This is a genomic window from Chryseobacterium sp. Leaf405 (assembly GCF_001425355.1).
Classification (GTDB): Bacteria; Bacteroidota; Bacteroidia; order Flavobacteriales; family Weeksellaceae; genus Chryseobacterium.
This window is the reverse complement of the sequence record NZ_LMQN01000001.1, coordinates 428,801-452,502: the sequence shown is the minus strand read 5'-3', so window position 1 is coordinate 452,502 and position 23,702 is coordinate 428,801. Positions and strand designations below refer to the sequence as shown.

22 protein-coding genes and 1 pseudogene are annotated in these 23,702 nt (G+C 34.2%); 7 read left to right on the top strand and 16 right to left on the bottom strand.

Features of this window, described 5'->3' with window-relative positions; genetic code table 11:
• Positions 1-433: 433 nt before the first annotated feature.
• Positions 434-1,168, bottom strand: a complete 735-nt coding sequence (locus ASG22_RS02040) for an AAA domain-containing protein (protein WP_055979752.1) — start codon at positions 1,166-1,168, stop codon at positions 434-436.
• Between ASG22_RS02040 and ASG22_RS02035 the strand changes: the two genes are divergently transcribed.
• The 4 genes and pseudogenes from ASG22_RS02035 to ASG22_RS02020 form a co-directional block, all read left to right on the top strand.
• The gene (locus ASG22_RS02035) at positions 1,158-1,697 is read left to right on the top strand and encodes a hypothetical protein (protein WP_055979749.1); all 540 of its coding nucleotides are present in this window, start codon (positions 1,158-1,160) and stop codon (positions 1,695-1,697) included. The genes ASG22_RS02040 and ASG22_RS02035 overlap by 11 nt on opposite strands.
• A gap of 3 nt (positions 1,698-1,700) precedes the next feature.
• On the top strand, positions 1,701-2,174 hold the full coding sequence (locus ASG22_RS02030; RefSeq protein ID WP_055979746.1) for a hypothetical protein: 474 nt from the start codon (positions 1,701-1,703) through the stop codon (positions 2,172-2,174).
• Between the two features lie 3 nt (positions 2,175-2,177).
• A complete protein-coding gene (locus ASG22_RS02025; RefSeq protein ID WP_055979745.1) occupies positions 2,178-3,089 on the top strand; it encodes a DUF5655 domain-containing protein in 912 nt (303 codons plus the stop codon).
• 1,131 nt (positions 3,090-4,220) lie between these two features.
• A pseudogene (locus tag ASG22_RS02020) lies at positions 4,221-4,583 on the top strand (dihydrodipicolinate reductase C-terminal domain-containing protein); the annotation flags it as partial.
• An 81-nt stretch (positions 4,584-4,664) separates the two neighbouring features.
• Here ASG22_RS02020 and ASG22_RS02015 read toward each other — a convergent pair.
• Both ASG22_RS02015 and nhaA read right to left on the bottom strand, forming a co-directional pair.
• Positions 4,665-5,951, bottom strand: a complete 1,287-nt coding sequence (locus ASG22_RS02015) for a DUF389 domain-containing protein (RefSeq protein WP_055979743.1) — start codon at positions 5,949-5,951, stop codon at positions 4,665-4,667.
• Positions 5,944-7,287 (bottom strand): Na+/H+ antiporter NhaA, encoded by a 1,344-nt coding sequence (nhaA, locus tag ASG22_RS02010; protein ID WP_055979741.1) that lies wholly within the window; start codon positions 7,285-7,287, stop codon positions 5,944-5,946. Before nhaA ends, ASG22_RS02015 begins: the two co-directional genes overlap by 8 nt.
• A 236-nt stretch (positions 7,288-7,523) precedes the next feature.
• Between nhaA and ASG22_RS02005 the strand changes: the two genes are divergently transcribed.
• Entirely contained in the window at positions 7,524-9,260 is a 1,737-nt protein-coding gene (locus ASG22_RS02005) for an APC family permease (RefSeq protein ID WP_055979738.1), read from the top strand.
• Between the two features lie 27 nt (positions 9,261-9,287).
• Here the strand turns inward: ASG22_RS02005 and ASG22_RS02000 are convergent, their stop codons facing one another.
• The 11 genes from ASG22_RS02000 to ASG22_RS01950 form a co-directional block, all read right to left on the bottom strand.
• Positions 9,288-10,172 carry a helix-turn-helix domain-containing protein gene (locus tag ASG22_RS02000; RefSeq protein ID WP_055979736.1) on the bottom strand — a complete coding sequence of 295 codons (885 nt, stop codon included), beginning with the start codon at positions 10,170-10,172 and terminating at the stop codon, positions 9,288-9,290.
• Between the two features lie 82 nt (positions 10,173-10,254).
• Entirely contained in the window at positions 10,255-11,370 is a 1,116-nt protein-coding gene (locus ASG22_RS01995; RefSeq protein WP_055979734.1) for an alanine racemase, read from the bottom strand.
• Position 11,371: 1 nt separating this feature from the next.
• Complete coding sequence (locus ASG22_RS01990; RefSeq protein WP_055979731.1) at positions 11,372-11,818, bottom strand: GNAT family N-acetyltransferase; 447 nt, start codon at positions 11,816-11,818, stop codon at positions 11,372-11,374.
• Positions 11,819-11,828: 10 nt separating this feature from the next.
• Positions 11,829-12,737: a universal stress protein gene (locus ASG22_RS01985; RefSeq protein ID WP_055979728.1), complete on the bottom strand. Its 909-nt coding sequence runs from the start codon at positions 12,735-12,737 to the stop codon at positions 11,829-11,831.
• 352 nt (positions 12,738-13,089) lie between these two features.
• A complete protein-coding gene (locus ASG22_RS01980; protein WP_082504899.1) occupies positions 13,090-13,629 on the bottom strand; it encodes a pirin family protein in 540 nt (179 codons plus the stop codon).
• A 497-nt stretch (positions 13,630-14,126) separates the two neighbouring features.
• Positions 14,127-15,041 (bottom strand): helix-turn-helix domain-containing protein, encoded by a 915-nt coding sequence (locus tag ASG22_RS01975; RefSeq protein WP_185113779.1) that lies wholly within the window; start codon positions 15,039-15,041, stop codon positions 14,127-14,129.
• 45 nt (positions 15,042-15,086) lie between these two features.
• Entirely contained in the window at positions 15,087-15,983 is an 897-nt protein-coding gene (locus ASG22_RS01970; RefSeq protein WP_055979721.1) for an SDR family oxidoreductase, read from the bottom strand.
• A 150-nt stretch (positions 15,984-16,133) separates the two neighbouring features.
• Complete coding sequence (locus ASG22_RS01965; protein WP_055979717.1) at positions 16,134-16,826, bottom strand: hypothetical protein; 693 nt, start codon at positions 16,824-16,826, stop codon at positions 16,134-16,136.
• Positions 16,827-17,177: 351 nt separating this feature from the next.
• Entirely contained in the window at positions 17,178-18,638 is a 1,461-nt protein-coding gene (locus tag ASG22_RS01960; protein ID WP_055979714.1) for an OmpA family protein, read from the bottom strand.
• Positions 18,639-19,030: 392 nt separating this feature from the next.
• Positions 19,031-19,486, bottom strand: a complete 456-nt coding sequence (locus tag ASG22_RS01955; RefSeq protein ID WP_055979711.1) for a hypothetical protein — start codon at positions 19,484-19,486, stop codon at positions 19,031-19,033.
• 66 nt (positions 19,487-19,552) lie between these two features.
• Positions 19,553-19,915: a two-component system response regulator gene (locus ASG22_RS01950; protein WP_055979709.1), complete on the bottom strand. Its 363-nt coding sequence runs from the start codon at positions 19,913-19,915 to the stop codon at positions 19,553-19,555.
• Positions 19,916-20,066: 151 nt separating this feature from the next.
• Here ASG22_RS01950 and ASG22_RS01945 point away from each other — a divergent pair, with 151 nt between their 5' ends.
• The gene (locus ASG22_RS01945) at positions 20,067-20,333 is read left to right on the top strand and encodes a hypothetical protein (RefSeq protein WP_055979707.1); all 267 of its coding nucleotides are present in this window, start codon (positions 20,067-20,069) and stop codon (positions 20,331-20,333) included.
• Between the two features lie 322 nt (positions 20,334-20,655).
• Positions 20,656-21,729: a TlpA disulfide reductase family protein gene (locus ASG22_RS01940; protein WP_055979704.1), complete on the top strand. Its 1,074-nt coding sequence runs from the start codon at positions 20,656-20,658 to the stop codon at positions 21,727-21,729.
• A gap of 112 nt (positions 21,730-21,841) precedes the next feature.
• Here the strand turns inward: ASG22_RS01940 and ASG22_RS01935 are convergent, their stop codons facing one another.
• Positions 21,842-22,915 (bottom strand): proline iminopeptidase-family hydrolase, encoded by a 1,074-nt coding sequence (locus ASG22_RS01935; protein WP_055979701.1) that lies wholly within the window; start codon positions 22,913-22,915, stop codon positions 21,842-21,844.
• 86 nt (positions 22,916-23,001) lie between these two features.
• On the bottom strand, positions 23,002-23,637 hold the full coding sequence (locus ASG22_RS01930) for a Crp/Fnr family transcriptional regulator (protein WP_055979698.1): 636 nt from the start codon (positions 23,635-23,637) through the stop codon (positions 23,002-23,004).
• Positions 23,638-23,702 lie beyond the last annotated feature (65 nt).

Sequence of the window (23,702 nt, the reverse complement as noted above, 5' to 3'; positions counted from 1 at the left end):
ATAGAATCAGTATTTTTACTGAATTTCGATGGCCGCTATAGAAATCTAATCACATTCTCAAAACAAAAATTCAACGCTGGGCTTCGCAAAAAAATTAGATTTTTGAGTATGGTGTAACACTGTAAGCATTCAATTAAAGTATTTATTATCTTCTTCTCGGCGCACTTCTGGTATGCGGACTTACATAAGTTCCATCTTTTCTAGTGTAGCCTTTCACATGAACTGTTCCGCCACTGCTTGTGCTTGGAGTATAATTATAGGAAGATGTAGGGTTATTGTAGGTTTTAGATTGAATGTAAGAGTGACTGAGAGAAATAATACAAGGTAAAGTAATGATTTTTTCATTGTAGATTATTTTTTTTATTGATTTACAAATCTAAAACTACTTTATACGAAGTAATTACGGTTTTCCGTATTCTCAGAAACTTATTAGTTACAATTCTCTTAAAGCTTTGGTTAATTTATCTCTTTCCTTACTTCCCGTCGTCGAAAACCTTACCAACGGAATTCTATACTTCTCCAAGATCTCATTTTTCATATGATCTCTTTTGGCTTGTCGGCTTTCTATTTTATGATATTCATACCCATCAACTTCTATTGCTAATACAGGATTTTTTCCCAACTTATTGTAGATTAGGAAATCAATATGTGTTGCGTGATGTCTGGCGTATGGTTCTTCTTCAGGAGTTAACTTGGAAAAATCTAATAGCAAATTTCTTAAGGGATGATGTAGAATAACGCCATATTTTGAAAATTGTTCATCTGATAAAACTTCCTTAATTAACAAATACATAAGATTCTCACTATCAAAAACAGATTTCTTTTTTTGTCCCGATAAAAGCAATTTTCTTTTTTCTTCATACCCTTTGTACAGATAATCAAAAATAGAATGTACTTCACTGTTGATCGTGCTGAAATTATTGTAATCAATATAGCGGATAAGATCTGAGATATTCGTGTCATTATCACTTTCATTTCCGTTTACCAATAGTATCAGCTGATCTTTAGCTCTGGAAATGGCTACATTCAGGCGGTTCGGGTTGTCGGTGAACTTAGAGATTTCATTGTCTACTGTAGAAAGAATGATCACGTCATTTTCTCTTCCCTGAAATTTATCGACCACCTGGACGAATCTATATGCTTTTTTATCCCAGATAATGCCGTTCATAGACGTGGATTCTGAAAAGTTCTATGCTTATGCCAAACTGCTACAAACCAGACTACCAAAAAGAGATTTATCAGAAGTCATTCAATTAGATGACGAAATTGCTTTGGAATATTACAGGCTTCAAAAAATTAAAGAAGGGGCCATTGAATTGACAAAAAATGAAGATGGTGAATTAAGTGGCATTACGGAAGCAGGTCTAAAAAGACAAAAGGAAGAAGAAGTCTTATTGTCGGAAATTATTCATTTACTCAATAGTCAATTTGGAACTGAATTTGAAGAAGCCGATAAGTTATTTTTCGACCAGATAGAAGCGGAACTTTTGGAAGATGAAACCTTGAAATTACAGGCAAAAGCAAACAAGCTGGATACTTTCAAATATGCTTTTGATGATAAATTTATTGAGAAACTTATTGGGCGTATGGATCAGAACCAGGAGATTTTTGAAAAGATATTGGAAGATAAAGCTTTTGGAGGTTTAGTTAAAGAATTTATTATGAAAAGAATTTATAACCAGTTGAATAAAGAGTAATATATGAAATTTTTAGTTATTTCAGGAGCACCAAGTACAGGTAAAACAACTGCAATCAATAAAATTGCAGAATGGTTAACTAGTGGTATAATCACAACAGATGTTGACGGTAATTTATTACCTTCTTTTCTGCCCGATCCAAAGGGAAAATATTGGGATTTTTCGATAGTGATAATATTGAGAAGAAAGAAGATAATTATTCACTCAGCAACGGACGACTTACCAAATATGGATTCATTAATTAAAAAACTCAAATTTCATCCAGATGCAGAGATTGTGATTACTTCCTGCAGAGATATTTATTGGGAAAGAGATTATTTTACAAAAAATATAAGACCTTTTTCTACATTTTTCCTGGAATCACCGTTAGGAAAAATTACTCGTAGAAATGATTTTAACCTTGCTGACACTTGGTATAAAGATAGTTTACTGGCTTTGCATCAACATATTTTGAGAAATAACCCTTATAATTTGTGATAAATGCAACTCTTCAAAAACAACAAACAAGCTCTTTCTATACTTAAAGAAAAATCCTTTAAGCTGGAAAAAGACATACAAAAGCTCTTTGAGCAAAATCTGGAATTAATCACCAATCTAAAGCTCATTAAATCGGAGTTTATTATTAAGAATAACCGTATTGATACTCTTGCTTTTGATGAAGAAAGCAAAGCTTTTGTCATTATTGAGTACAAGCGTAATCAAAATTACAGTGTAGTTGACCAAGGTGTTTCTTATCTCAACCTAATGTTGGAGTATAAGGCAGATTTCATTGTAGAATACAACGAAACCCAAAAAGGAAATCTAAAACGGAATGATGTGGACTGGTCACAAAGTAAAATTATATTCGTTTCTCCTTCATTCACTGATTTTCAAAAACAATCTTCTAACTTCAAAGATTTAGCTATTGAACTTTGGGAAATTAAGCAGTTTGAAAATGATGTCGTTGTCATTAATCCAATTAAAAAATCAAAATCAGCACCAAGTATTAAACAAATACAAAAAAATGATAATTCTGAAATAAGTAAAGTTGTAAAGGAAATTAAAGTTTATACTGAGGATGATCATCTAAACAATAAAACAGACGATGTTATAGAACTATATGAAAACTATAAAAATTCTATACTAAATTTATCCTCAGATATTGAAATTAAACCACAAAAATGGTATATAGCATTTAAAAAGCAAACAAACATAGTTGACATTGAAGTTCAATCCAAAGCATTAAAATTGTGGATTAATCTTAAGAAGGGACGTCTCAATGATCCTAAGAAGATTATGAGAGATGTTTCGATCTTGAAAGGCCATAATGGAAACGGAGATTATGAAATAATTGTTACTAATACGGATAATCTAGAATATATTATGAGTTTGATAAAACAGGCAATTATCTAGAATTATGAGCTCCAATGTTTATTAAAATATGTCCAATGCAGAGTTGGAGGTATGTAATTTTTTTTAAAGAACTTAAAATTTTTTGGACATTTGAACAGCCAGTATTTTTATCAGATGATGAAAATATACCAAGAATTTTTTTCCCGAGTTAAGAGTATACATTGAAGTTATTGGTAATCCAAAATTGAATTATTAATCGAAGATGGGAAATTTATAGCAAAAATAATATTCCAATCATTTTTACTTTACCATTTAACGACAGAAACTGGAAAGGCAGATTATTCGATGAAATATTAAGCATACATCAATTGGGATGTGAAAAAAAACAATTCAAAAGCAGTGGTTTTAATTTATATTTAATATATAAACTTGCAAAATTTAAAGTTCTGAATTGTTTGAAAATGATTTATCTTTTAGAAAATTCCATCTATAGTAGACTACAAAAATAAAAACAGAAACCAAAGATAATTTGCTTCCCAGTCCACAGCCAGATTCTGTCAAGGTCAAGTCCTCCGGATTTTCAGAAAAACTTTTTACGTATAAAAATCTACGCAAAAACTTTTTCCAAAAAACCTTGACAGAATGCCACGCTCATTTTCAAAAGGCTTTCTTTTTTTCTTTTTTTTCATTTTTTTTTCTTCGTTTTCTTTTAGAATTATTTCAACTGAGAAATTTCAGACGCAAAGGGAAGGACTAAATTCTTGGTTTAAACTCTAAAAAACTTGTTCAAATTTTGGTCTTTTTACTTGCAGATTTGAGCAGAAATTTTTAGCTTTACTACGTAAAATTTAAATTAGGATTTTACCACTTTTTTGCCAATGTCCTATTTAGGGCCACTCACAGAGATGCTACAGCAAACACTTATCAATAAAGCGATGAGGAATGGGTACAAAATCCCTCTCTCTCCGCTGGTTGAGAAACTAAAATAAGCTAAAATGCTGTAAATATCAATGTTTACAGCATTTTTTGTTTTGTGATAGAATCAAAAAATCAAAATAGGTCACGATTTACATGTCCCATTCTTAAAATTAGAAAATGGAACACGAAAAATTCAGGAAAACCCGACCAATAAGAAGTCTAACGATTGAACATCTTGCAGAAAGTGGTAACAAAAACTAAATTATTAATCAATTGTTTGCCGCATCACTCTTAAAAAATATTGCGCCCGGTGTTGATATAGAGGTGGTTGAAGAACATTTTAAAGCAAAATCAGGAGTGTCTGGAACAGCAATGAAAATTGCAGAAACTTTGGACATTGAAACAGAAAGCATCAATTCCGTAAGGGCAGGGGGAATTGTTGGTAAGCATGAAGTCATCTTCGGTTTTCCCTACCAAACTGTACGGCTCGTCCATGAATCTATATCCCGGGAGGCTTTTGGAAGTGGTGCCCTTTTTGTTGCTGAGAACCTGAAAAATGAACAGAAAGGATTTTATAATTTTGAAGATATTCTACGACCTTACTTTTTTGATCAAACTCAAAGTATTTTGTCTTGATATTTAAAATAACTGATGTCAAGATTTTAAATAAAAATGCCATTCCAGTTCGGAGTGGCATTTTATAATACTTACAAAAGCCTAGTTTTCAGAGTTGTTTAACAGCTTAATATTTTTTTCATTAAGCCTCTTTTCAAGCCAGCTTTTAAGCTGTACTTCATTCACTTTCTTTCCAGAATACAGCATCACGAATTGTAGTCTTGCACTGTCAGTATGAGGATATTGGGCTATCTTTCCGTAGGAAACGTCTGACATATCCGGAAATAGAATATTTATCTCTTTCCCTAATGTGGAGTCAGAAACTTTATAACTATCAAGCTCTGATCTCAGGCTGGATAAAGCTATATCCTTCTCTGATAAGTTGGTATTATTTTTATTGATTTCACTGAGTATCTCGGATTTCAGATCGGAATTGTTTTGCCTGATGTTAATAGTTGTATTTGAAAGTCCATTATCAGTCAGCATTTTGTTGTAAGACTTAATCTCTTCAGCCGTGAATTTTTTATTAAGGAATGCAACGTCTATTGTTTTGGGACTTCCGTTGTAGTTTATTTTTTTATAGATCAATGTATATCCATTCTTTTCAAATTCTTTCTGAAGAAAAATTTCTGCGGTCTTCGTGAATTTCTTTTCATTGTAAAGATTATAAGCCAAATAGGAGCTAGGAACGATCATTATCAGTATTAAGAAAGATATGCTGTACCTGATCCATTTTTCATACTTGCTGTCGACAATAGAGGAGGGATAATGCAGATATTTTACCACGAGAAAAGTAGCAATGCATATGAAAAAGCAGTTGATCGTATAAAGGTAGAAAGCACCTAAAAAGTAGGAGAAATTAAAAGTTGCCAGACCAAATCCGGCAGTGCATAAAGGAGGCATCAACGCAGTAGCAATTGCAACGCCCGGTATAGGATTTCCTTTTTCTACTCTGGTTATTGCAATGACACCGACCAAGCCACCAAAAAATGCAATGAGAACATCATAGATATTAGGTGCCGTTCTTGCTAAAAGCTCTGACTGTACATCCTTAAATGGACTGATATAAAAGTAGAATGCTGAGACCAAAAGACTTACCACTGTTGCAATAAGAAGATTTTTAAAAGATTTTTTGAGCAGAGGAAAGTTATATGTTCCAAGTGCAAATCCTGCTCCGACGATGGGGCCCATCAATGGAGAAATAAGCATTGCTCCGATAATGACTGCAGTGGAATTGACATTAAGTCCAACAGATGCAATAATGATTGCACAGGCCAGGATCCAGAGATTGGAACCTCTGAATGAAATGTTGGACGTGACATTTTCCAATACTTTGTCCTTCTTTTCCTCACCGTTGTGAAGATTAATAAAATTAAAGATATTATTCATCGGTTTGTGTTGTTTTAGAATTTTTGTTAAGAATCATATAGCCAATGATACCTCCAATAAGCGATGCCGCAAATATGCCGATTTTAGCCTGTGTCTGGTACTCTTGATGTGTAAAGGCAAGAGAAGTTACAAACAGGGACATCGTAAACCCGATGGATGCAAGAAAACCAAGTCCAAGCAGATTACGGATAGTCATTCCTTCAGGTAATTGGGCGATCTTCAGTTTAATGAAAATGAAAGTAAAGCCTACCACACCTAAAACTTTTCCTATTAATAAGCCCAATGCTACACCCAATGCAATATTGGTATCAAACAAACTTTTAAGGTTAATGTCAAGAGATACTCCGGCATTGGCGATCGCAAAGATCGGGATGATGACGAAGGTTACAATAGGATGCATGGCATGTTCCAATATTTGAAGGGGAGGTGTGGCAGCATTTGTCGTCTCATTAATCTTTTCCAGAACGTGCAGCTGGTCGTTGGTCAACGTGGGTGTATTTTCGGTAAGGTCTAAATTTTTAAACCGGTCCAGATAACTGCTGATCTTTGAAATATATACATTTTCTTTTATTTTCACATCCGCAGGAATGGTAAAGGCAGCGAGAACAGCGGCAATCGTCGCATGAACGCCCGAAATCACAAAGCACGTCCATACGCCGAAGATGCCAAGGAATGCAAAGAAAAAGATAGATCTGATGCCAAGCTTGTTTCCCAGGTACATCACTGCAAGAATAAACAAGCCTATCAGTAAGTAGGTCATTTCGATGTTCGAAGTATAGAAAAATGCAATAACCAAAACGGCACCGAGATCATCCACAATGGCCAGGGCGGTCAAAAACACCTTCAAAGAAAGCGGGATTTTTTTTCCCAACAGAAAAAGTACGCCCAAAGCAAAAGCAATATCCGTGGCCATAGGAATTCCCCAACCTTTGTGCATTTCCCCAGCTGGATTAAGCAGCAGGAAGATTAATGCCGGCATCACCATTCCCCCAACTGCCGCAACAATAGGCAAAATGGCCTTTCGTGGATTGGAAAGTTCCCCGCCGATGATTTCCCGTTTCAGTTCAAGACCTACCACAAAAAAGAAAACAGACATCAATCCGTCATTGATCCAGTGATGGACACTGAAATCGAAAAAGCTTTTGTCATTCCACCGGAATCCAAAGGTCTGTTCCAGAAAATGGTGGTAACCGTCGGATAAAGGTGTATTGGCCAATATCAAAGCAATGATTACGCTGATTCCTAAAAGTAATCCTCCTGATTTTTCCTGCTGGATAAAACGCTGAACGGGCTGTGTGATCTTGTCTATTGGTTTTGTGGGGTAATTTTTGATCATAGTTTATGAATATTGATAATTGCAAATTTATGAATCCCAAAGTGAAAAATAGGGATGCATTGAAAAAGTTATTTTTAGATATAAAAAGTAATTATCCTTGATGATCTGCAAAACAATTGGAAGATCTTATCAGCTGTAGTTATTCTAATTTTTAAAGTTAATTATCAGAAAATAATAGATGTTTTAAGATTAATTTGTTTAATATTATAGGCTTGAAATTTAATTGATCCATAAAAATGTCAACAAAAAAGCTTAGCGAATGGTACGCTACCGCAATTTGCGGAAATGATATCACTTCTTCTTGTCTCTATGTTTCAGCCCTTGCAATCGTGGCGGCAGGTCAGTATGCGTGGATTGCCCTTCTGATGGTGGCGGTCGTACTTTTTCTTTTTAGGAAGATCTATGGTGAGGTTGTTGGTGCACTTCCTTTAAATGGAGGTGCCTACAATGTTCTGCTTAATACAACGACGAAAAGTAATGCTTCCGTAGCAGCTTGTCTTACGATATTATCATATATGGCGACTGCTGTGATCTCTTCCAGCGAAGCTATGCACTATTTGCATCATATTATGCCATATTTCAATGTGAATATAGCAACGTTTGTACTTTTACTCATATTTTTAGGACTTACCATTTTGGGAATTTCTGAAAGTGCTGTAGTGGCGTTGGTCATTTTTGTATTTCATCTTGCAACAATGAGTTTGTTAATAGGATCCTGCTTTTTCTTTGTCTGGCAGAATGGGTTCTCCATATTGGTAGATAATTTTCATCTTCCTGCTAGAAATGGGAGTATAATCACTGCAATTTTCTTTGGGTTTTCAGCTGCTATGCTAGGGATCTCAGGCTTCGAGAGCTCTTCCAATTTTGTTGAGGAACAGGAGAGAGGTGTTTTTGCGAAAACGCTGAGAAATATGTGGATTGCAGTATCGGTATTGAATCCGCTGATTGCATTTCTGGTGATCTGTATCATTCCTATTTCTGCTGTAGAGTCCCATCAGAATTCGTTTCTCAGTTATATAGGAACTTTGACCGGCGGAAAATGGCTGGCCACCATCATCTCAATCAATGCAGTATCTGTTCTGAGCGGGGCTGTATTGACTTCGTTTGTTGGGGTGAACGGTCTCATCAAAAGAATGACGCTGGACAGGATATTGCCAAATTATTTTTTGAAGGAAAATAAAAGGGGAAGTACCTACAGGATTCTGGTTCTTTTCTTTCTGTTATGTCTTTCAGTATTGATCGTTACGAGAGGACAACTTGCACCATTGGCAGCTGTCTATGCTTTATCATTTTTAACAGTAATGGCATCATTCGCCTTGGGTAATATTCTGCTCAAATTAAGAAGATCGCGTTTGCCGCGCCCTGAATATGCGAAGCCGGGATTTGTTTTAATTGCTTTATTTGCCATCCTTATTGCCTTGTATGGCAATGTTATGACCAAACCAAGGTATCTTGTAACTTTTCTGCAGTATTTCATTCCATCAGTACTTATCATTTTGGCAATGCTGATGCGGAAAGATATTATGCACTTTATTGTCAATCTGCTTCAGTCACTTTCCAAAAATTACAAGAGGTACACTGTTACCAGACAAAGGATTTTACACCGCAGTTTGAAAAAACTTTATGAGCAGGACTTTGTTTTCTTTTCCAAAGGTGATGATATTGCAACCTTGAATAAAGTAATGATGTACCTGCATGAGAATGAGGTGACCAACAAAATGAAGATCGTTACGGTATTAAAAGAGCAACAGCAACCGGATCCAAAGTTCCTTGCTGATTTTGACACTTTAGACCGTGCGTATCCAGAGGTCGATATGGAATACGTTACTTTGTTGGGAGATTTCACGCCGGAACTTGTAGAAGAGCTCAGCAACAAATGGGGAATCCCAAAGAACTTTATGTTCATCAGCAGTCCTGGAGAAAAATTCAGCTACAGGGTAGATGAACTTGGAGGAGTGAGGCTGATATTGTAAATTGATGAAACCTCAGCCAGAACTTCATCAGGTCAAACGATCAGTAGTATACAATGACCTGTATGAATTAGGCGACATATTTTTGACCGATCGGAAGTATTTTCCAAAGTGAGAATTATCACTGAACCCCAATTCATAAGAGATCTCTATGATAGAAAGGGTAGTGTGAAGTAATAATCTTTCCGCTTCCAGAATGATTCTGTTTTTGATCACTTGACCAGCCGGAATGTCGAGATTCTGTTTTACCAATGAGTTTAGATAATTGGGTGTTACATTCAGTTTTTCAGCATATTGTGAAGTCGTTTTTAATTCTTTGTAATGTCGGTTGACGAGTTCATTGAATTGACCGACCAATTCTTTCTTGTGATCGACCGATCGGTTTAAGAGATTTCTTTTGTTGGAATTGCGGATATACTTCAGAATGAAGACCTTGAGTAAAAGGCAGATGATCTCCTTCCTGAATAATTGATATTTATTAAATTCAATGGAAATTTCTTCAAATGTTTGGGTAAGATCTTCCAGATTTTCGTCTTTCAATATAATAAAAGGGGAAACATTTTGTAATGCGGTGTCGCTTTTAATCATCTTATTTCCGGTATAAACGTGGTTGTAAAATGATTTTGTAAATAATATAACTTCGCCCTGAACAGATTCACTGTCTTTAAAAAAATAAACCTGATTATAATTGATGAAAAAGAACTTTCCCGGCTGAATATTATATTCCCTGTCATCTATAACGATGGATCCGGCACCATCTTTAATTATCAGGATGGTGTAGAATTTATTTTTGAAATGTGAATCTGAATTTAATTGGTTGACAAATGTCGGGTAGGGGAAAATAACAAACTCATTTCTTGTGACAGAATGATTTTTAAGTTTGCCCAAGGTCAACGTATGAATATCTTGATTCATAAGCTTTTCTTTTTATCATCAAATATAGACATTTAAACCAAGCAATATTATTTGAAAGGAAGAAGAAACTAATTTGAAATTTTTAATTTTTGTGCTCCAGAATCTTCAGGTCATTTGTATTCATTTTACTATCGACAACTTTATCTACATATTCTGAGTTCATAGCACGCAGAACGGCCATATAATTCATCCTGAAACCGATCTTGTCTCCTACACGATAATTATCTTTATTATCAGAAACATCGAGAATCATCATATCAGAACTCGCACCAATGATCTCGATACCTTCAGGTAATGGTTGTATCTGCTTGGGATCTACATCCAGAATACCGAGATCGACGATTGCCCGGATTGACGTTTTACCAATATTCGATGGATCGTGCAAAGGCGTTTCTCCTATAAGATTAGTACCAGAATCACCAGCCGGGATCATCGGTTTTTCTACGATCTCTATGATCTCTGCCGTCAATGTAAAAACATCCTGATACATTCCCGAGATGGTAGAATCGCTGTAAACATCGGTTCCAAAAAACAAAGATTCTCCCACACGGAAGTGATTGATGCCTTCCGGAATCTCATTTTTAAAAATAAGAGGAATTGTAACAGAGGATCCTGCAGAGATATAAGGTATTTTTGTCTGGTGGGATTCTTCTATAATCTCTTTGAAACGGTTGAGCTTAATGAGTTTTTTCTCATCAGGAAGAATACCATTCAGACAATTGAGGTTCGTTCCGATTCCTACAATCTCTATATTCGGAAACTTTTTCACTTTTCCATAAAATTGGGAGAGGTTCCTGACCATAATACCTTCCCGTAACTCACCCATCTCTACCATAATCACAATCTTATGGATTTTATTTTGTAGGATAGCCTCATCCGAAAGCGCCTTAACCGTATCGATTTCGCTGTTGAAACTCACATCAGCATATTGAACGATACTTCTCGCAAGCCTTTTGGCAGGAGGTTTTATATAGACAGTTTGTGTTTCAGGTGATATTTTTTTGATGTGTTTAAGATTTGTCAGCCTGGAGTCACAGATCTCTTTATTACAGAACTCAAGCAGGCATTTCAGAAATGTCCCATTGCCGCATAAGAGCTTTGCAACTACGGCCCATTCGATGTGATTCTCTTCAAAAAGATGGTCCAGATAATGGTAATTATAGATTAGTTTTTTGGAATTTAAAGTAATATATGACATTTTATTTTTTTAATCGCATTTCAAGATACTTGCTTGTAAAACCAAGTTTTTTATAAAGATGTATGGCAGGATTTTCCGGTTCGCAGTGCAGTGCAATATCGCCGTCAGTAGATTCGATGGCGGTCTGCATCAGGCTCTTTCCAATGCCTTTTCCACGGACATCTTTGTCGGTTGCTATGTAAACCAATATATTTTCTGGAATATATCTTGCCATTCCGGTCTTGTTCACCACAACAGCACCTACAAGCTTGTTATTACTGTCATCTGTAGCAGTGATAATGATTCCTCCCGGTTTATCCTGATCACCCAACGCATAGCTCACCGCATCAGAAATATCTTCCTGCGGATCGCCATATTGTTCCAGATGCTGGAAGAGGAATTGTACGATCTCTTGTTTTTCTTTTTCATCACTTGTGTTTTTTTCTGAATATGTTTTTAATGTAATCATAATTTTTTTGTTATCCGGGATGAGGCAGCGTAATATCATAACCTGCATTGCCGGATCTGTTGTTTATTTTTAGTTCATACCTGTTCTTGTAAAAGAACAAAGGAATATCTGTATTGTTAATGATCTGCTTGAAAAAGTTTTCCATAAAAAATGACTTCCAGCTATTTTCATCCTTATAATTGAGGATAATAATGTCGGCTTGATCATCTTTTGATAAGTTTGAGATCTCAGAGGCATTATTCTTTGTTAACAAAAATTGGGATTCGTATTCCAGAGATTTGTAGTCTAGCGTTTTTTTTACTTTGGAATAAGCTGTTTTGATTTTATTAATATCATCCTCATTGCTTAATCCCAATAGACTAATAATACCTCTGTTTTTTCTGGCTAGAGTAATCGACAGATCGACCTTGTCTAATAAATGATCCAAAATCCTTATAGGAACCAGTATCTTTTCAAAAGAATATTTTTGGCAGGTCTCAGGCACCAGCAAAACCGAACAGTTTGCTCCGGTCAGGATTTCATAAGATAATGAACCTAAAAGAACCTGTGCGAAGTTTTGCTTACCGGAAGTTCCGCTTACCACAAGATCTACATCTTCCTGCTCGATCACTTCATTGATGCCGTGAATCAGACTGTCATTTTTGATCACAGTTTCAATATACAAATCCGGGTATTGATTTTTTAAATCATCTTTTAAAGTTTCCAGTGATTTTTCTGCTTTTTCAATATTTTCGTTGATAATATCAGATCCAAGGACTTGTTTTCCTGTCCTGTCGGTAACAAAATAGTTATTGATATTATGATAGATGATTGTATGTGATCGATGTCTCTCAGCGATTCTCATTGCCATCTTGACCGCATTATTGGCTTTCTCTGTAAAATCAGTGGTTACTAAAATGGTGTTGATAGAATGTTGCATCGGGATAAAGTTTGTTATTAAAAAACATTTGGATACAAAATTCTGAAAAATTGATTTCAATCCCTGTTAGAAAATAGTACAATCGTGGTACATTTTATCTTTTGTAAAATAGATATTTGTGAGTAAAAAGGAGATAACTAATAAATAATAAATAATTGTCTCACTAAGGAGACGAGCATATCTTTAAACACTTTTATAAATGAGGCATCTAACTTTAACAAATTATATTTAGAAAATTCAAATAGTTTAATTATTTTAAATTTCTAAATTTGTTCTGAGCTAAGAAATAAATGTTCGAAATTTTCCTAAATAACTTACCGATAAAATAGAACTTTCCAACGACGAATTGCAGTTAATCGAATCTGTCTGTAAACCGAAAAAACTTCGTAAAAAACAATTCCTCTGTCAGGAAGAAGAAGTCTGGCATTATAATGCGGCTTGTAAACTGAAGAGGAGATTCAGGGCTTGGTAAAGCAATTGATCGCCACTGATTTTCGCTTTTATCATTTTCCAAATCCAAAAATGTGACAATCGGTTTCAGATCTTTTTCTTTAGGCCGGATAAATATCTGCAATGCCTCGAGCGGTTCTCCCTTATCTATGATTTCTTCTTCATGCTGAAAAATCTTTCCGGCTTTCATCAACATAAGTTTTTTGTTGTCGAGGTTGGCTATAATTCCTTCGTAGTCTATATGCTCAACATACCCGCTGCGTATATAGGTCAGGATCTCATCATTGATATGAGGATGCATTTTTATAAGATTATTCCCTCTGAATAATGCGTGGTCTATTCTTCCAATACTTCCAAACCTGTATCTGTATTGCCTAATGCAATTCCCGGATAGAGAACTTTGATCAGACCGTAGATATTGAATGCTACAAATACTACTCATTAAACTGACCAATACTAGAAATGATTTCTTCGAAAAAGATAGGCATAACTTTCATTCCGTCTTCGGAGGTCCAGCTATCTACCATCTCCGAGATCAGTTGGTTGATCGTAGTTGTTTTTACGTCCTCTTTTTCCCAGGTCTGCTGAGCAACTGTATCTGCAATCTGAGTATGTGAACCGCCTGCATCTAAGTTTCCTGCATAGAGACCGTTATACAGATCCTCGGTAAAAGGAATTAATTTCTTGTTTCACTTACAAAATATTCTACTTACTTGTGGGGAGGTTACCAATAATCGAAGAATCTTTGCTCAATAGTGAAAGTATAGCCTCATTGGCAAACTAAAAGATTATATTTTCACCGGACTATATGGAAGTAGACCCAAAGGAGTAGCTTAATGCTTGCATTATAAGATCTTCACCAAAAAGACTTGGTAGATTTTTCCTCGATATTCATAATCAAATATAGGGCAAAAGATAATAATAACCCAGATGGATAATTTAATTTAAAGACTTCCTGAATTCCAGAGGTGAAATATCAGTTTTAGCTTTAAATAACTTGCTAAAAGACTGCGAATGTTCAAACCCCAGTTCATAAGCAATTTCACTTATTGAAAGTTCAGTTGTTGAGAGCTTTTCTTTAGCTTTTACAATGAGTTTTTCGTGGATATGCTGTTGTGTTGTTTGTCCGGTTAAAGTTTTTAATAGACTCCGCATATAGTATTGGGACATATTAAGTTTGTCTGAAAGAAGCTGAACACTCGGTAAACCTTGTTCTTTCAGATTATTTACTTCGAAATAATCTTTAAGCAGAATTTCCAGCCGTTCTAAAAATTGATGATGCGCTTTATTGCGCGTAAGGAACTGTCGCTGGTAAAATCTCTCAGAATAGTTCAAAAGTGTTTCCAGTTGTGAAATAATAATGTTCTGACTGAATTTATCAATGTTGGTTTGATATTCCTGCTTGATATTATCTGTAATCTGTTGGATTTTTATTTCTTCATCTTCAGATAAAAATAACGCTTCATTGACATAATAATCAAAGAATTCATATTTTTTGATTGCACTTGCCATCGGCGTATTCCAAAGAAAATCCGGATGAATCATCATCATCCATCCAGACGGATTTTTGCCATTTTCTTCCCGTATGATACTCAGAATCTGGTTCGGAGCCATACAGAACATGACACCTTCATCAAAATCGTAATCCTGCTGCCCGTATTTATATTTGTGATCCATATCTCGTTTTACAGAAATCAGATAGAAATCAAAGATCAAACTCTGATTTATACTTTCCAAAGCCGGTGCCATGTCTTCAAAATTAATCACACTGATAAGTGGATGCTTTGGCTTTGGCAAGCCACGTAAAGTATGGAATTGAGAGATGGTTTTTATTCTTAAAGGCGAATCAGACATCAGTTTAATATTTAATCAAATTTAAGGAATAAAGGCATAGGTTATTTACTTAGAAAAGTAGACATCACTTTTCAAATCTTCCATTAAAGTTGGATTTTGTGGATTCCAGCCTAATGCTGCCCGAGTTTGTTCGCTTGAAGTCAGATTATTAAGCTTTGCAAAATGTGCGAACCAACCGAAATGAGCTGTTCCCTCATCGTTGGTTAGCTCAACAAGAGGAATATCCAATTTTTCTGCTATAAAAGAGGCAATGTCTTTAAACGCAATTCCCTGTTCTGCAACTGCGTGATATCTTGTTCCGCTTATGAAGGACTTTTCCAAAGCTAATCGGTACAACCTGGCAGCATCCATTACGTGGACAGCAGGCCATAAATTATTTCCATCATTAATAATCGCAGCTTTTCCCTTCTCTTTTGCAATATTAATTGAGGTCGGAACAAAACCAATGATATCACCTTTACCGTGGACAGATGGTGAGAGTCTCACAACAGCGACTTTCACGCCTTTTGCGGCTGTAGCATCAGCGGCATTTTCTGTTGCGATTCTTGGATGTGGATTGTTTGCAGAAAGATCTTCTTCAGTTGTAATTCCTTCTTTTGAAAAAAGTGCCGTTCCTGAGGTAATGAGAAAAGGTTTGTCTGTTCCCAATAAAGCTTCGCCTATGGTTTCAATCACTTTCCCATCCAGTTTACACATCTCCTCAAATCTAGTAAAATCATGGACAAAACCTAGATGAATCACTGCGTCTGAAGCGATAGCTCCTGATTTCAAACTGTCAAAATCGTTTAAGTCTCCACGGAGTGGTTCTGCCCCGGCTGCCAACAATTTTTCCGCTGATTCTTCCGAGCGAGCCAGTCCCAAAACCTGGTGCCCATTGGCTAGTAATTCCTGTACTACGGCAGTTCCCACGAAACCTGTAGCACCTGTAACAAATACTTTCATTTTGATAAAATTTAATGAAGCAAAGTTCAGGTTTCGTTTCAGTATTCTTGTATCCGAAAATTGATTTCTTGTAGCCGAAAATTTAACTTGATGCTTTCTGTATCAATTTCATGCCGGCTGATACCAAAACCATTTTAAAGGTGGTTTTTATTACTCTTTTTCGAGATTGATGTTTTTTTCGATTACTGTAGAGATGGATATTTTACTTCCTGCAATAAGTTTAGGGTTTGTTTTTCCAAATTTTTTTGCCGTAAATTTTAATTCAAAGCCACTTACCGTCCATTTTGGGTCGAAATATTCGGATTTTGGTATTGTGAATTCCCCTGTACTGTTTATTTGTTTTACTATAACATCCTTACTTGAATAATTTTTATCATTGCTATTTGGTGTTTTTAGTAAAATTGATGTATAAATGGTGAGTTCGTTTATGTTTTTCAGCTCTTTCCATCTGATGACCGTATTTTTATTTAAATTACCTTGTTCATCGCATTCTATGCTTCCGATTTTTTCTTCACTCAAAGCACTGATACTCCCAAGATGGTATTTTTTTCCATCAGATAGTTTTATTTCAAAATTGTAGATATTGTTTAAAGGGACATTTTCGGCATAATACCTTGATTCATCATTATAATATAACCCCTGACGGTGTTGTAGTGAGGTCTCAATATCATTCACTATTATTTTTATAGAATCATTTCTAATGCTTTTATTGTCTTTATCAAACAAATCAACAGTCATCCAGTTATCTTTTCTGTCTGTAGGATTTTGAGTAATCTCGATAGTTGTACCTATCAGTCTAATATCTTCTATCTTTCCTGACGAAAGATCTGAATTACAAGACATCAGTACAAATGAAAAAATTAAAGATAATATTAGATGTTTCAAAACTTTTATTTAATTTTTTTGTTAAGATCGGTTTTACAAAATTATGACAATTCCAGTCTTTGAAAAATCTCTATTTTATAACAATTAAAAATAACAAAATAATTTCAATGATAAGTTGGGTTCGTCTTTTTAACGATAAAATTAAGTTAATAATAGAGGTAATTAAATCATTTGAAAATTAAAAATTTTATATTTTAAGAAGGCTCATACGTGAAATTCATCCTTTATTGCAGAATAAATTAAGAGGCTATCCCACAAATGAGATAGCCTCTTTCAATTATTTAATAGTTTTTTAAGACTATTCGTATATTATTTTGCTTCAAAATATACTCTTCTGTTGGCTTTGTTTTTCCATTCTGGGCACTTAGAAGCCGGGTCACATTCTGGGTATTTTAAATCTTCTTTACCCTTACCTACAGCTTCTAACTTTCCTGATTGAACACCATTTTTAACTAAATAGTTTTTAACGTTTCCGGCTCTTCTTTCAGATAAATTTTTGTTATATGCAGCAGTTCCTCTTGTATCAGTAGTTCCAACTACTCTGTAATCACCTGTTGATGAATTGATATAGCTTACTGCATTGTTCAAAATAGGAGTATTTGATGGTAAAATTCTATCTGAATTTAGATCAAACTCAATTCCTTCCAATGTTCTGCTTTGTTCTTCAACCATTCCTCCATTAGAAGCAGTGGCAGTAGGACATCCCTGATTTTCTACAGGTCCCGGAACTGTTACACACTTGTCGTATAAATCGATAACTCCATCAAGATCTGTATCCAATGCTACTCCGGCACCGTCAACTCTTGCTCCTGCAGGAGTATCTAATTGTCTGTCCCAGTCATCACAAACCCCGTCATTATCTAAATCACCTTTCTTACATACTGTAATATCTTGATTTTTTTCTGCAAGTACATCCATTCTATAGTACATTTCCTGCAAAGGATCATGCCACATTAAATGAGATTCATGTTTTCCAAGATTGAATGTTAATCCTAAAGTAGTGTTAAAGAAATTATCTGAAGTGCCTGTTGTACGTTGGTTAATCACACTATTTTTGTTACCTCCGCCATCAAATCCATCATCTCCAGTTACTACATACATTACTCTACCTTCGATATCCACTCTGTTACTTACCTTATATTTCAACCCTGCACCTACTTGTCCAAAAAGTGAATTCAATTTAAAAGGTTTTTTTTCTGTCATTAATCTTTGCCCTATTTCGTCTTTTTGATACGCTCTATAAGCAATAGTACCTACACCTGCATATCCGTGGAAAGCCCATCTGAATGGAGAATGGTTATCAACTCTTCTTAATAGATTGGAAAAATTGATGTCTCCAAGAATAGAGATCGCATCATACTGCGTTCTTGCTCCAACTTGTCCTGTCGCTCTTGCATTAGCAGGTGCAGCATCTTTAGTATCAAACCATCCTTGTCTTGTTTCACCTCTGTCATATTGTAGTTTCAGACCAAAAGCATGAGTAATAGCTTTGTCAACACTTACATAAGCAGAATATCCGAAAAGATTTCCTCCCCTATTTTTACTCTTTATAGAAGTTAAATCTGCGGTTTGCATTAACGGAACACCTGCTCCTACTGATATAGACCAATCGTTAAATCTTTTAGCAGAAGAATTGAAAGGTGATACATTAGCAGATCCTGAGCTGAAGGTATTAGGATACTGATTATTAACAACTTTTGTGGAATCCTGACCAAAACCGTACATAGGTATAGCCACAGCTATAGCTAAAAAAGTTAGATTACATTTCATAATTTATTTTTTAATGATTAATTTTTTAAAACAATACTTAATAATATTAATTGAATTGGATTTCATAGTTTACAATTTCCATACCATTGCTACTATTTAAGAATATTTTTCAAAGTTAAAAGATTGGGAAAAGGCGTAATTGTCTGATTGCCATAACTAAATTTTTATGTAAATTTCCGATGGAACTTAGGTGGTCAGATGTAGATTAGTTTTAATAAATATATACGCGTAGATTTATTATAACTTATTAGGATTATAAATTTTCAGTATTTGGCTCTAACGAAGTCAATAGTTTAAGGAGAAACTATTTTATATCAGTAATGTATATTTGTGAGAATAGCTGCAATTTTTATGTAAGCTTTACCTATACTCTTTAATTTTTGTAGAATTAATTAATCATTGAGGTTTATTATATAATCGATTTTCTCATGATTAATATCGAATAATATTGATTCAGGGTTGAAGAGAGGGCTGTCATATCCGTGGATGGTCAATGTATCGAAAGAAGACAGTTGGAGAACCTTATATTTCTTTTTGAATATTTTAAATTGTCTTGTACCCATGTCCATCACAGCAATCTGCTGAAATGTACCGTGTGTATTATTTTTTGTCCAGACAGGAATTGCTAATGAAAATCCGGTTTTTTCCCAGACAGGAGGTCCGCCGCACCAATCGTGCAATTTAATTTTTGTATTGTCAGAGCCTTCTATGAAGCAGGATCCTCCAAGTGGCGCTCCCATTGCAATTTCGTTGAGATCATAATAAACAGCTCTATAGAGATCATTCGGTGATATAAGTGATTTATCGGTATTATGGAAATTCCAGGGATTGGATTTTTGGTTGTTCATCAATAGATTTTACATTGCATTAAGTTTAAATAATTCATCGATCTATTAGCGCAATGATAATAGGTTTTATAATGAAGAATTTTTTTTAACCACATCTATCATATGATCGATATCAAACGGTTTTTCTATATAATCATCGGCATTACAGTCTTTTGCTTTTGCCGGTAAGTCAAGAGAAGTCGAAGTTAAAACAGCCGATACATCTTCAGTTTCAGGATCAGATTTTAGTTCTGCAATAACTTCTGAGCCCGTTTTATTTCCTTTGATATGATCATCTATAATTACAACATCAGGCTCTATTTCATCAAGTTTTTCAATAGGTTCTGTTGTTAATGACGAAACGACTTCAAATCCTTCGTCTTTTAAAACCTCATCCATAATATCCAGAATTTCTTCATTATCCTGAATTAGAACAACTGTTTTATCCATTATTGTCAATATTTATATAAATATAATAAAAATTTAAATAATTATTAATTTTTTTAAGTTTAGCATCATTAAAATAATATTAAAATTCTGCAGCTCCTTCATGGCATGCTATTAGTAATTTCATAGTTATCCGAAAAACACAAACCAAATTATGAGTAATTTATTCGATTTCAAAGAAGTAGTCATACGATATTTGGAATTTTTAATCGCAGAGGATTTCAATATTTCTTATGATTTATTTAATGAAATTATCTTTACAGAAAATATTGTTTCAAAGGAAATCATTGTTGTACAGAACTTTTCAGAACAAATCGTAAAAAATGCTGCCTTGAAAAATTATCTTGATATCGTTATTTCCAATATCAATTTTAAAATAATTACAAGAGAGGATATGTACCGAACGTTAAGCGAGCAATGATATCAATTTATAAAGTTATCACACTTCCTTTATTTAAAATCTGAATTGGAATTTTTTGATTTTAAACTTTCAATCATGAGTATTGAATAAAAATCAGTTCAAAATTTTCAATTTTATAATTCTTTTTTTTTGATAAACATCATTTTATTCCTTGGGAAAAACACAAACCCTTTTTTAACATAGGTGAATGTTTTATAGATTCTAAGATAGCATATTTGTAGAATAATATGAGAAATTTTATTGAATGTATCAACTATGGAAATCCATACTGTAATTCAATATTCTCCTATTCAATTTATTAGAATGTTAATATTATAAATTTATGAAAAAGAAAATGTTAAACTTGGCATTGCCAGCTTTATTTTTGATAAGTGTGTTAGGATTTGGTCAAAAAAAATCTAAACTTCCAGTTAAATCGTTTGTTGTATCAGGTAGTGTAAAGGGAAATATTGGTGAGAACAGCTATGCATATCTTTACTATAATGATAAAACGGACAGTACAAAGATAATTAATAGAAAGTTTGAATTTAAGGGTAATGTTAAAGATACAATAATGGCACAGATTGGTATCAGTTCGGCAGCCAATGCACCGCAGTTTTACCTTGAAAATAGTAAAATTGATATTCAGCTTGACATGAATGAGGTTGTAAAAAACGGAGTATCTGTTCAGAATCTTCATGTTGATGCCATTAATGGATCACATTCTTTTCAATTGAGTGAAGAGTATAAGAAATTTTATCAGTCAAATGCAGAAAAGAAAGATTTTAATAAGTTACTTTATTCAAAATTGGTGTCTTTTATTCGTAAACATCGCGCTCATCCGTTTAGCGGAGCTATATTGGCAGAATTGGCATTGGTAAATCCTGTACTGAATAAGAAAGAACTCAATCGGCTTTACGCTCTTTTAAATGTTGAGAAACAAAATGCTCAAAACTTGGAACTCTTCAAAAAAGGAATAGAAAAGCTTGATGATTTTGGAATTGGTAAACCTTTTCTTGATTTTAACCTGCCTGACCAGAAGGGAAATATCGTACATCTCGAAGACTACAAAGGAAAACTTATTTTGATTGATTTTTGGGCTTCTTGGTGTAAACCCTGCAGAGAAAAAAATCCTGAACTTAAAGCAATTAATGAAGAATTTGCATCAGCTAATTTCGAAATCATCGGGATTTCCAGCGATCAAAATAAAAAACAATGGGTTGTTGCCATAGCTAAAGATCAATTAACATGGACTAATGTATTGGATGAAGGACAGACTTTTAAAAATGTATTAGGTATTGAATATATTCCTTATAATTATCTTATTGATGAAAAAGGAGTGGTTATTGGAGTTAATTTGCAGGTATCTGAATTAAAACGAATATTGTCTGACAGAAAAAAAGAAATAAAATTGTAAGTAAAGAAATTGTCACTTATTATTGTTGATAAAATTCTGTACAATGATAACACCTTATAAAAAGACCAGCGCAAAAAAATACGCTGGTCTTTTCAGTTGAATTAATCAGTATTTAGTGATGATTTATTTTTTTAATAAAATCAATTATTCCTTTCATATAGTAATTTTGTTGATCGTACATACTTAAATGACTTCCTTTGGAGCAGTACAGATAATGGCCATTTTTTACCTGCTTGCTCATCCATTTAATATGCAGAGGATCTATTTCATCATATTTGGCTCCTATCATTAATGTAGGAATGGTAATATTTTTTAATCGACCCGATATATCCCAATTTTTAAGATCACCTACAATACCAAACTCATTGGGTCCCTGAAATTTCATGTAATAAGATTTATTAAGCTTTCCAAAACCTCTGTTTAACGGCTCCGGCCACTTTTCTATGGGAATTCTGCAGATGAATTTAGAATAAAAGTGTTTGGTGACTAAATTTATATATTCAGGATTATCATAATCGGTATTCTCAGCCAGCTTGTTGATACGGCTCATGATCTCAACAGGAATCTGTTTCGTGAGTTCTTGTTGCACATATCTGTTAAATTCTTTTCCGCTGGAGCACATATTAGAAACAATCATTGCTTTAAGATTATTTTGATATTTCAAAGCATATTCCATTGCCAGCAGACCTCCCCATGAATGTCCGTATATATAGAAATTGTCTTTATCCAGATGCAGTGCTTTTCGCACTTGTTCAATTTCTTCCACAGCAGTATCAATACTATAGATAGAGTTGCCGTCTGGTTTATCGGAATTGCCTGATCCTAATTCGTCATAATAATAGAACTCAATATTTTGAGCAGGAAAAAAACTCTCAAATGCTTCCAGATAATCATGCGGAAAACCGGGACCTCCTGCAAGGAGCAATACTTTAATTTTAGGATTACTTCCTGTTCGTTTTGTCCATACGTTGTATCTGCCCTTTGGAGTAGTGACAGGAATCATGGTTACACCGCCGGTTTGAACAATGGTAGAATCTGTTTTAAAATAATTGATCTGATCAGGATTTTGCTGTTTCGGAGAACAGGAATTCAGCAGTAATATCAGAAATAATAAAGATTCCGGGAGTAACTTTTTTAATGATAAATGCTTTTTGCACACAGCGATAAACTTTACTTGTAATAACATAAAATTAATTAAATTAAATTAGTACTACAAATATCACTTTTGCTCATTAAAACTGCATTCACCTATGTTAATAACGACTATACCAATTATATTTTTTTTCTGATTCTGCTCAGCGATGGTGGAGCAATATCAATATAAGAAGCGATGTGATAGCTGGTAAACATATTCAGTAGATAAGGTTCTTCTTTAAGCAAATTTTTGTACCGTTCAGTTGCAGATAAAGTAAGAAGTGCAGACAGGCGGTCGTAGATCATTATCAGTGCTCTTTCATTAATAAGGTTAATCCAGCTTTTAAAAAAAGAAGAATCTTGTTTAATTATTTTAATATCTTCTTTAGAGAATCTAATAGCAACAAGCTTAGAGAGCGCTTCTATGGAAATAGTTGAAGGAGCACCAGACAGAAAACTTTTATAATCTACTGCAAAAATATTTTTCACATAACTTTCGGGTCTGTTGAAATGAAAAAACCATATTGTCGTCTTGCCGGTATGATCATTAAAATAAGAGATAGCTTCGCCACTTAATATAAAATAAATATAATTACACTCGGTTCCGGCATTAAGCAAAACATCTCCTTTTTCAAAACTAACCAATTTGCAATTCTTTGTAATCAGAGACATATCTGCTGCATCAAGCGCACAGTCTTGTGATACGAATTTAAAAAAAGGTATAGCAAAGAGCTGATCATCAAAAAGATTTGAAATATCTAACGTATTAGTCATATCGAAGGAAATCTGTGAGAAAATAGATGTTACAAATTAAGCAATAATTTTAATGAAATAAAGAT

Bases quoted from the DNA above. Each gene is read 5' to 3' on its own strand.
- ASG22_RS02035 (WP_055979749.1), top strand. From the start codon at position 1,158: ATGCCGTTCATAGACGTGGATTCTGAAAAGTTCTATGCTTATGCCAAA.
- ASG22_RS02040 (WP_055979752.1), bottom strand. From the start codon at position 1,168: ATGAACGGCATTATCTGGGATAAAAAAGCATATAGATTCGTCCAGGTG.
- ASG22_RS02030 (WP_055979746.1), top strand. From the start codon at position 1,701: ATGAAATTTTTAGTTATTTCAGGAGCACCAAGTACAGGTAAAACAACT.
- ASG22_RS02025 (WP_055979745.1), top strand. From the start codon at position 2,178: ATGCAACTCTTCAAAAACAACAAACAAGCTCTTTCTATACTTAAAGAA.
- ASG22_RS02015 (WP_055979743.1), bottom strand. From the start codon at position 5,951: ATGAATAATATCTTTAATTTTATTAATCTTCACAACGGTGAGGAAAAG.
- nhaA (WP_055979741.1), bottom strand. From the start codon at position 7,287: ATGATCAAAAATTACCCCACAAAACCAATAGACAAGATCACACAGCCC.
- ASG22_RS02005 (WP_055979738.1), top strand. From the start codon at position 7,524: ATGTCAACAAAAAAGCTTAGCGAATGGTACGCTACCGCAATTTGCGGA.
- ASG22_RS02000 (WP_055979736.1), bottom strand. From the start codon at position 10,172: ATGAATCAAGATATTCATACGTTGACCTTGGGCAAACTTAAAAATCAT.
- ASG22_RS01995 (WP_055979734.1), bottom strand. From the start codon at position 11,370: ATGTCATATATTACTTTAAATTCCAAAAAACTAATCTATAATTACCAT.
- ASG22_RS01990 (WP_055979731.1), bottom strand. From the start codon at position 11,818: ATGATTACATTAAAAACATATTCAGAAAAAAACACAAGTGATGAAAAA.
- ASG22_RS01985 (WP_055979728.1), bottom strand. From the start codon at position 12,737: ATGCAACATTCTATCAACACCATTTTAGTAACCACTGATTTTACAGAG.
- ASG22_RS01980 (WP_082504899.1), bottom strand. From the start codon at position 13,629: ATGAGTAGTATTTGTAGCATTCAATATCTACGGTCTGATCAAAGTTCT.
- ASG22_RS01975 (WP_185113779.1), bottom strand. From the start codon at position 15,041: ATGTCTGATTCGCCTTTAAGAATAAAAACCATCTCTCAATTCCATACT.
- ASG22_RS01970 (WP_055979721.1), bottom strand. From the start codon at position 15,983: ATGAAAGTATTTGTTACAGGTGCTACAGGTTTCGTGGGAACTGCCGTA.
- ASG22_RS01965 (WP_055979717.1), bottom strand. From the start codon at position 16,826: ATGTCTTGTAATTCAGATCTTTCGTCAGGAAAGATAGAAGATATTAGA.
- ASG22_RS01960 (WP_055979714.1), bottom strand. From the start codon at position 18,638: ATGAAATGTAATCTAACTTTTTTAGCTATAGCTGTGGCTATACCTATG.
- ASG22_RS01955 (WP_055979711.1), bottom strand. From the start codon at position 19,486: ATGAACAACCAAAAATCCAATCCCTGGAATTTCCATAATACCGATAAA.
- ASG22_RS01950 (WP_055979709.1), bottom strand. From the start codon at position 19,915: ATGGATAAAACAGTTGTTCTAATTCAGGATAATGAAGAAATTCTGGAT.
- ASG22_RS01945 (WP_055979707.1), top strand. From the start codon at position 20,067: ATGAGTAATTTATTCGATTTCAAAGAAGTAGTCATACGATATTTGGAA.
- ASG22_RS01940 (WP_055979704.1), top strand. From the start codon at position 20,656: ATGAAAAAGAAAATGTTAAACTTGGCATTGCCAGCTTTATTTTTGATA.
- ASG22_RS01935 (WP_055979701.1), bottom strand. From the start codon at position 22,915: ATGTTATTACAAGTAAAGTTTATCGCTGTGTGCAAAAAGCATTTATCA.
- ASG22_RS01930 (WP_055979698.1), bottom strand. From the start codon at position 23,637: ATGACTAATACGTTAGATATTTCAAATCTTTTTGATGATCAGCTCTTT.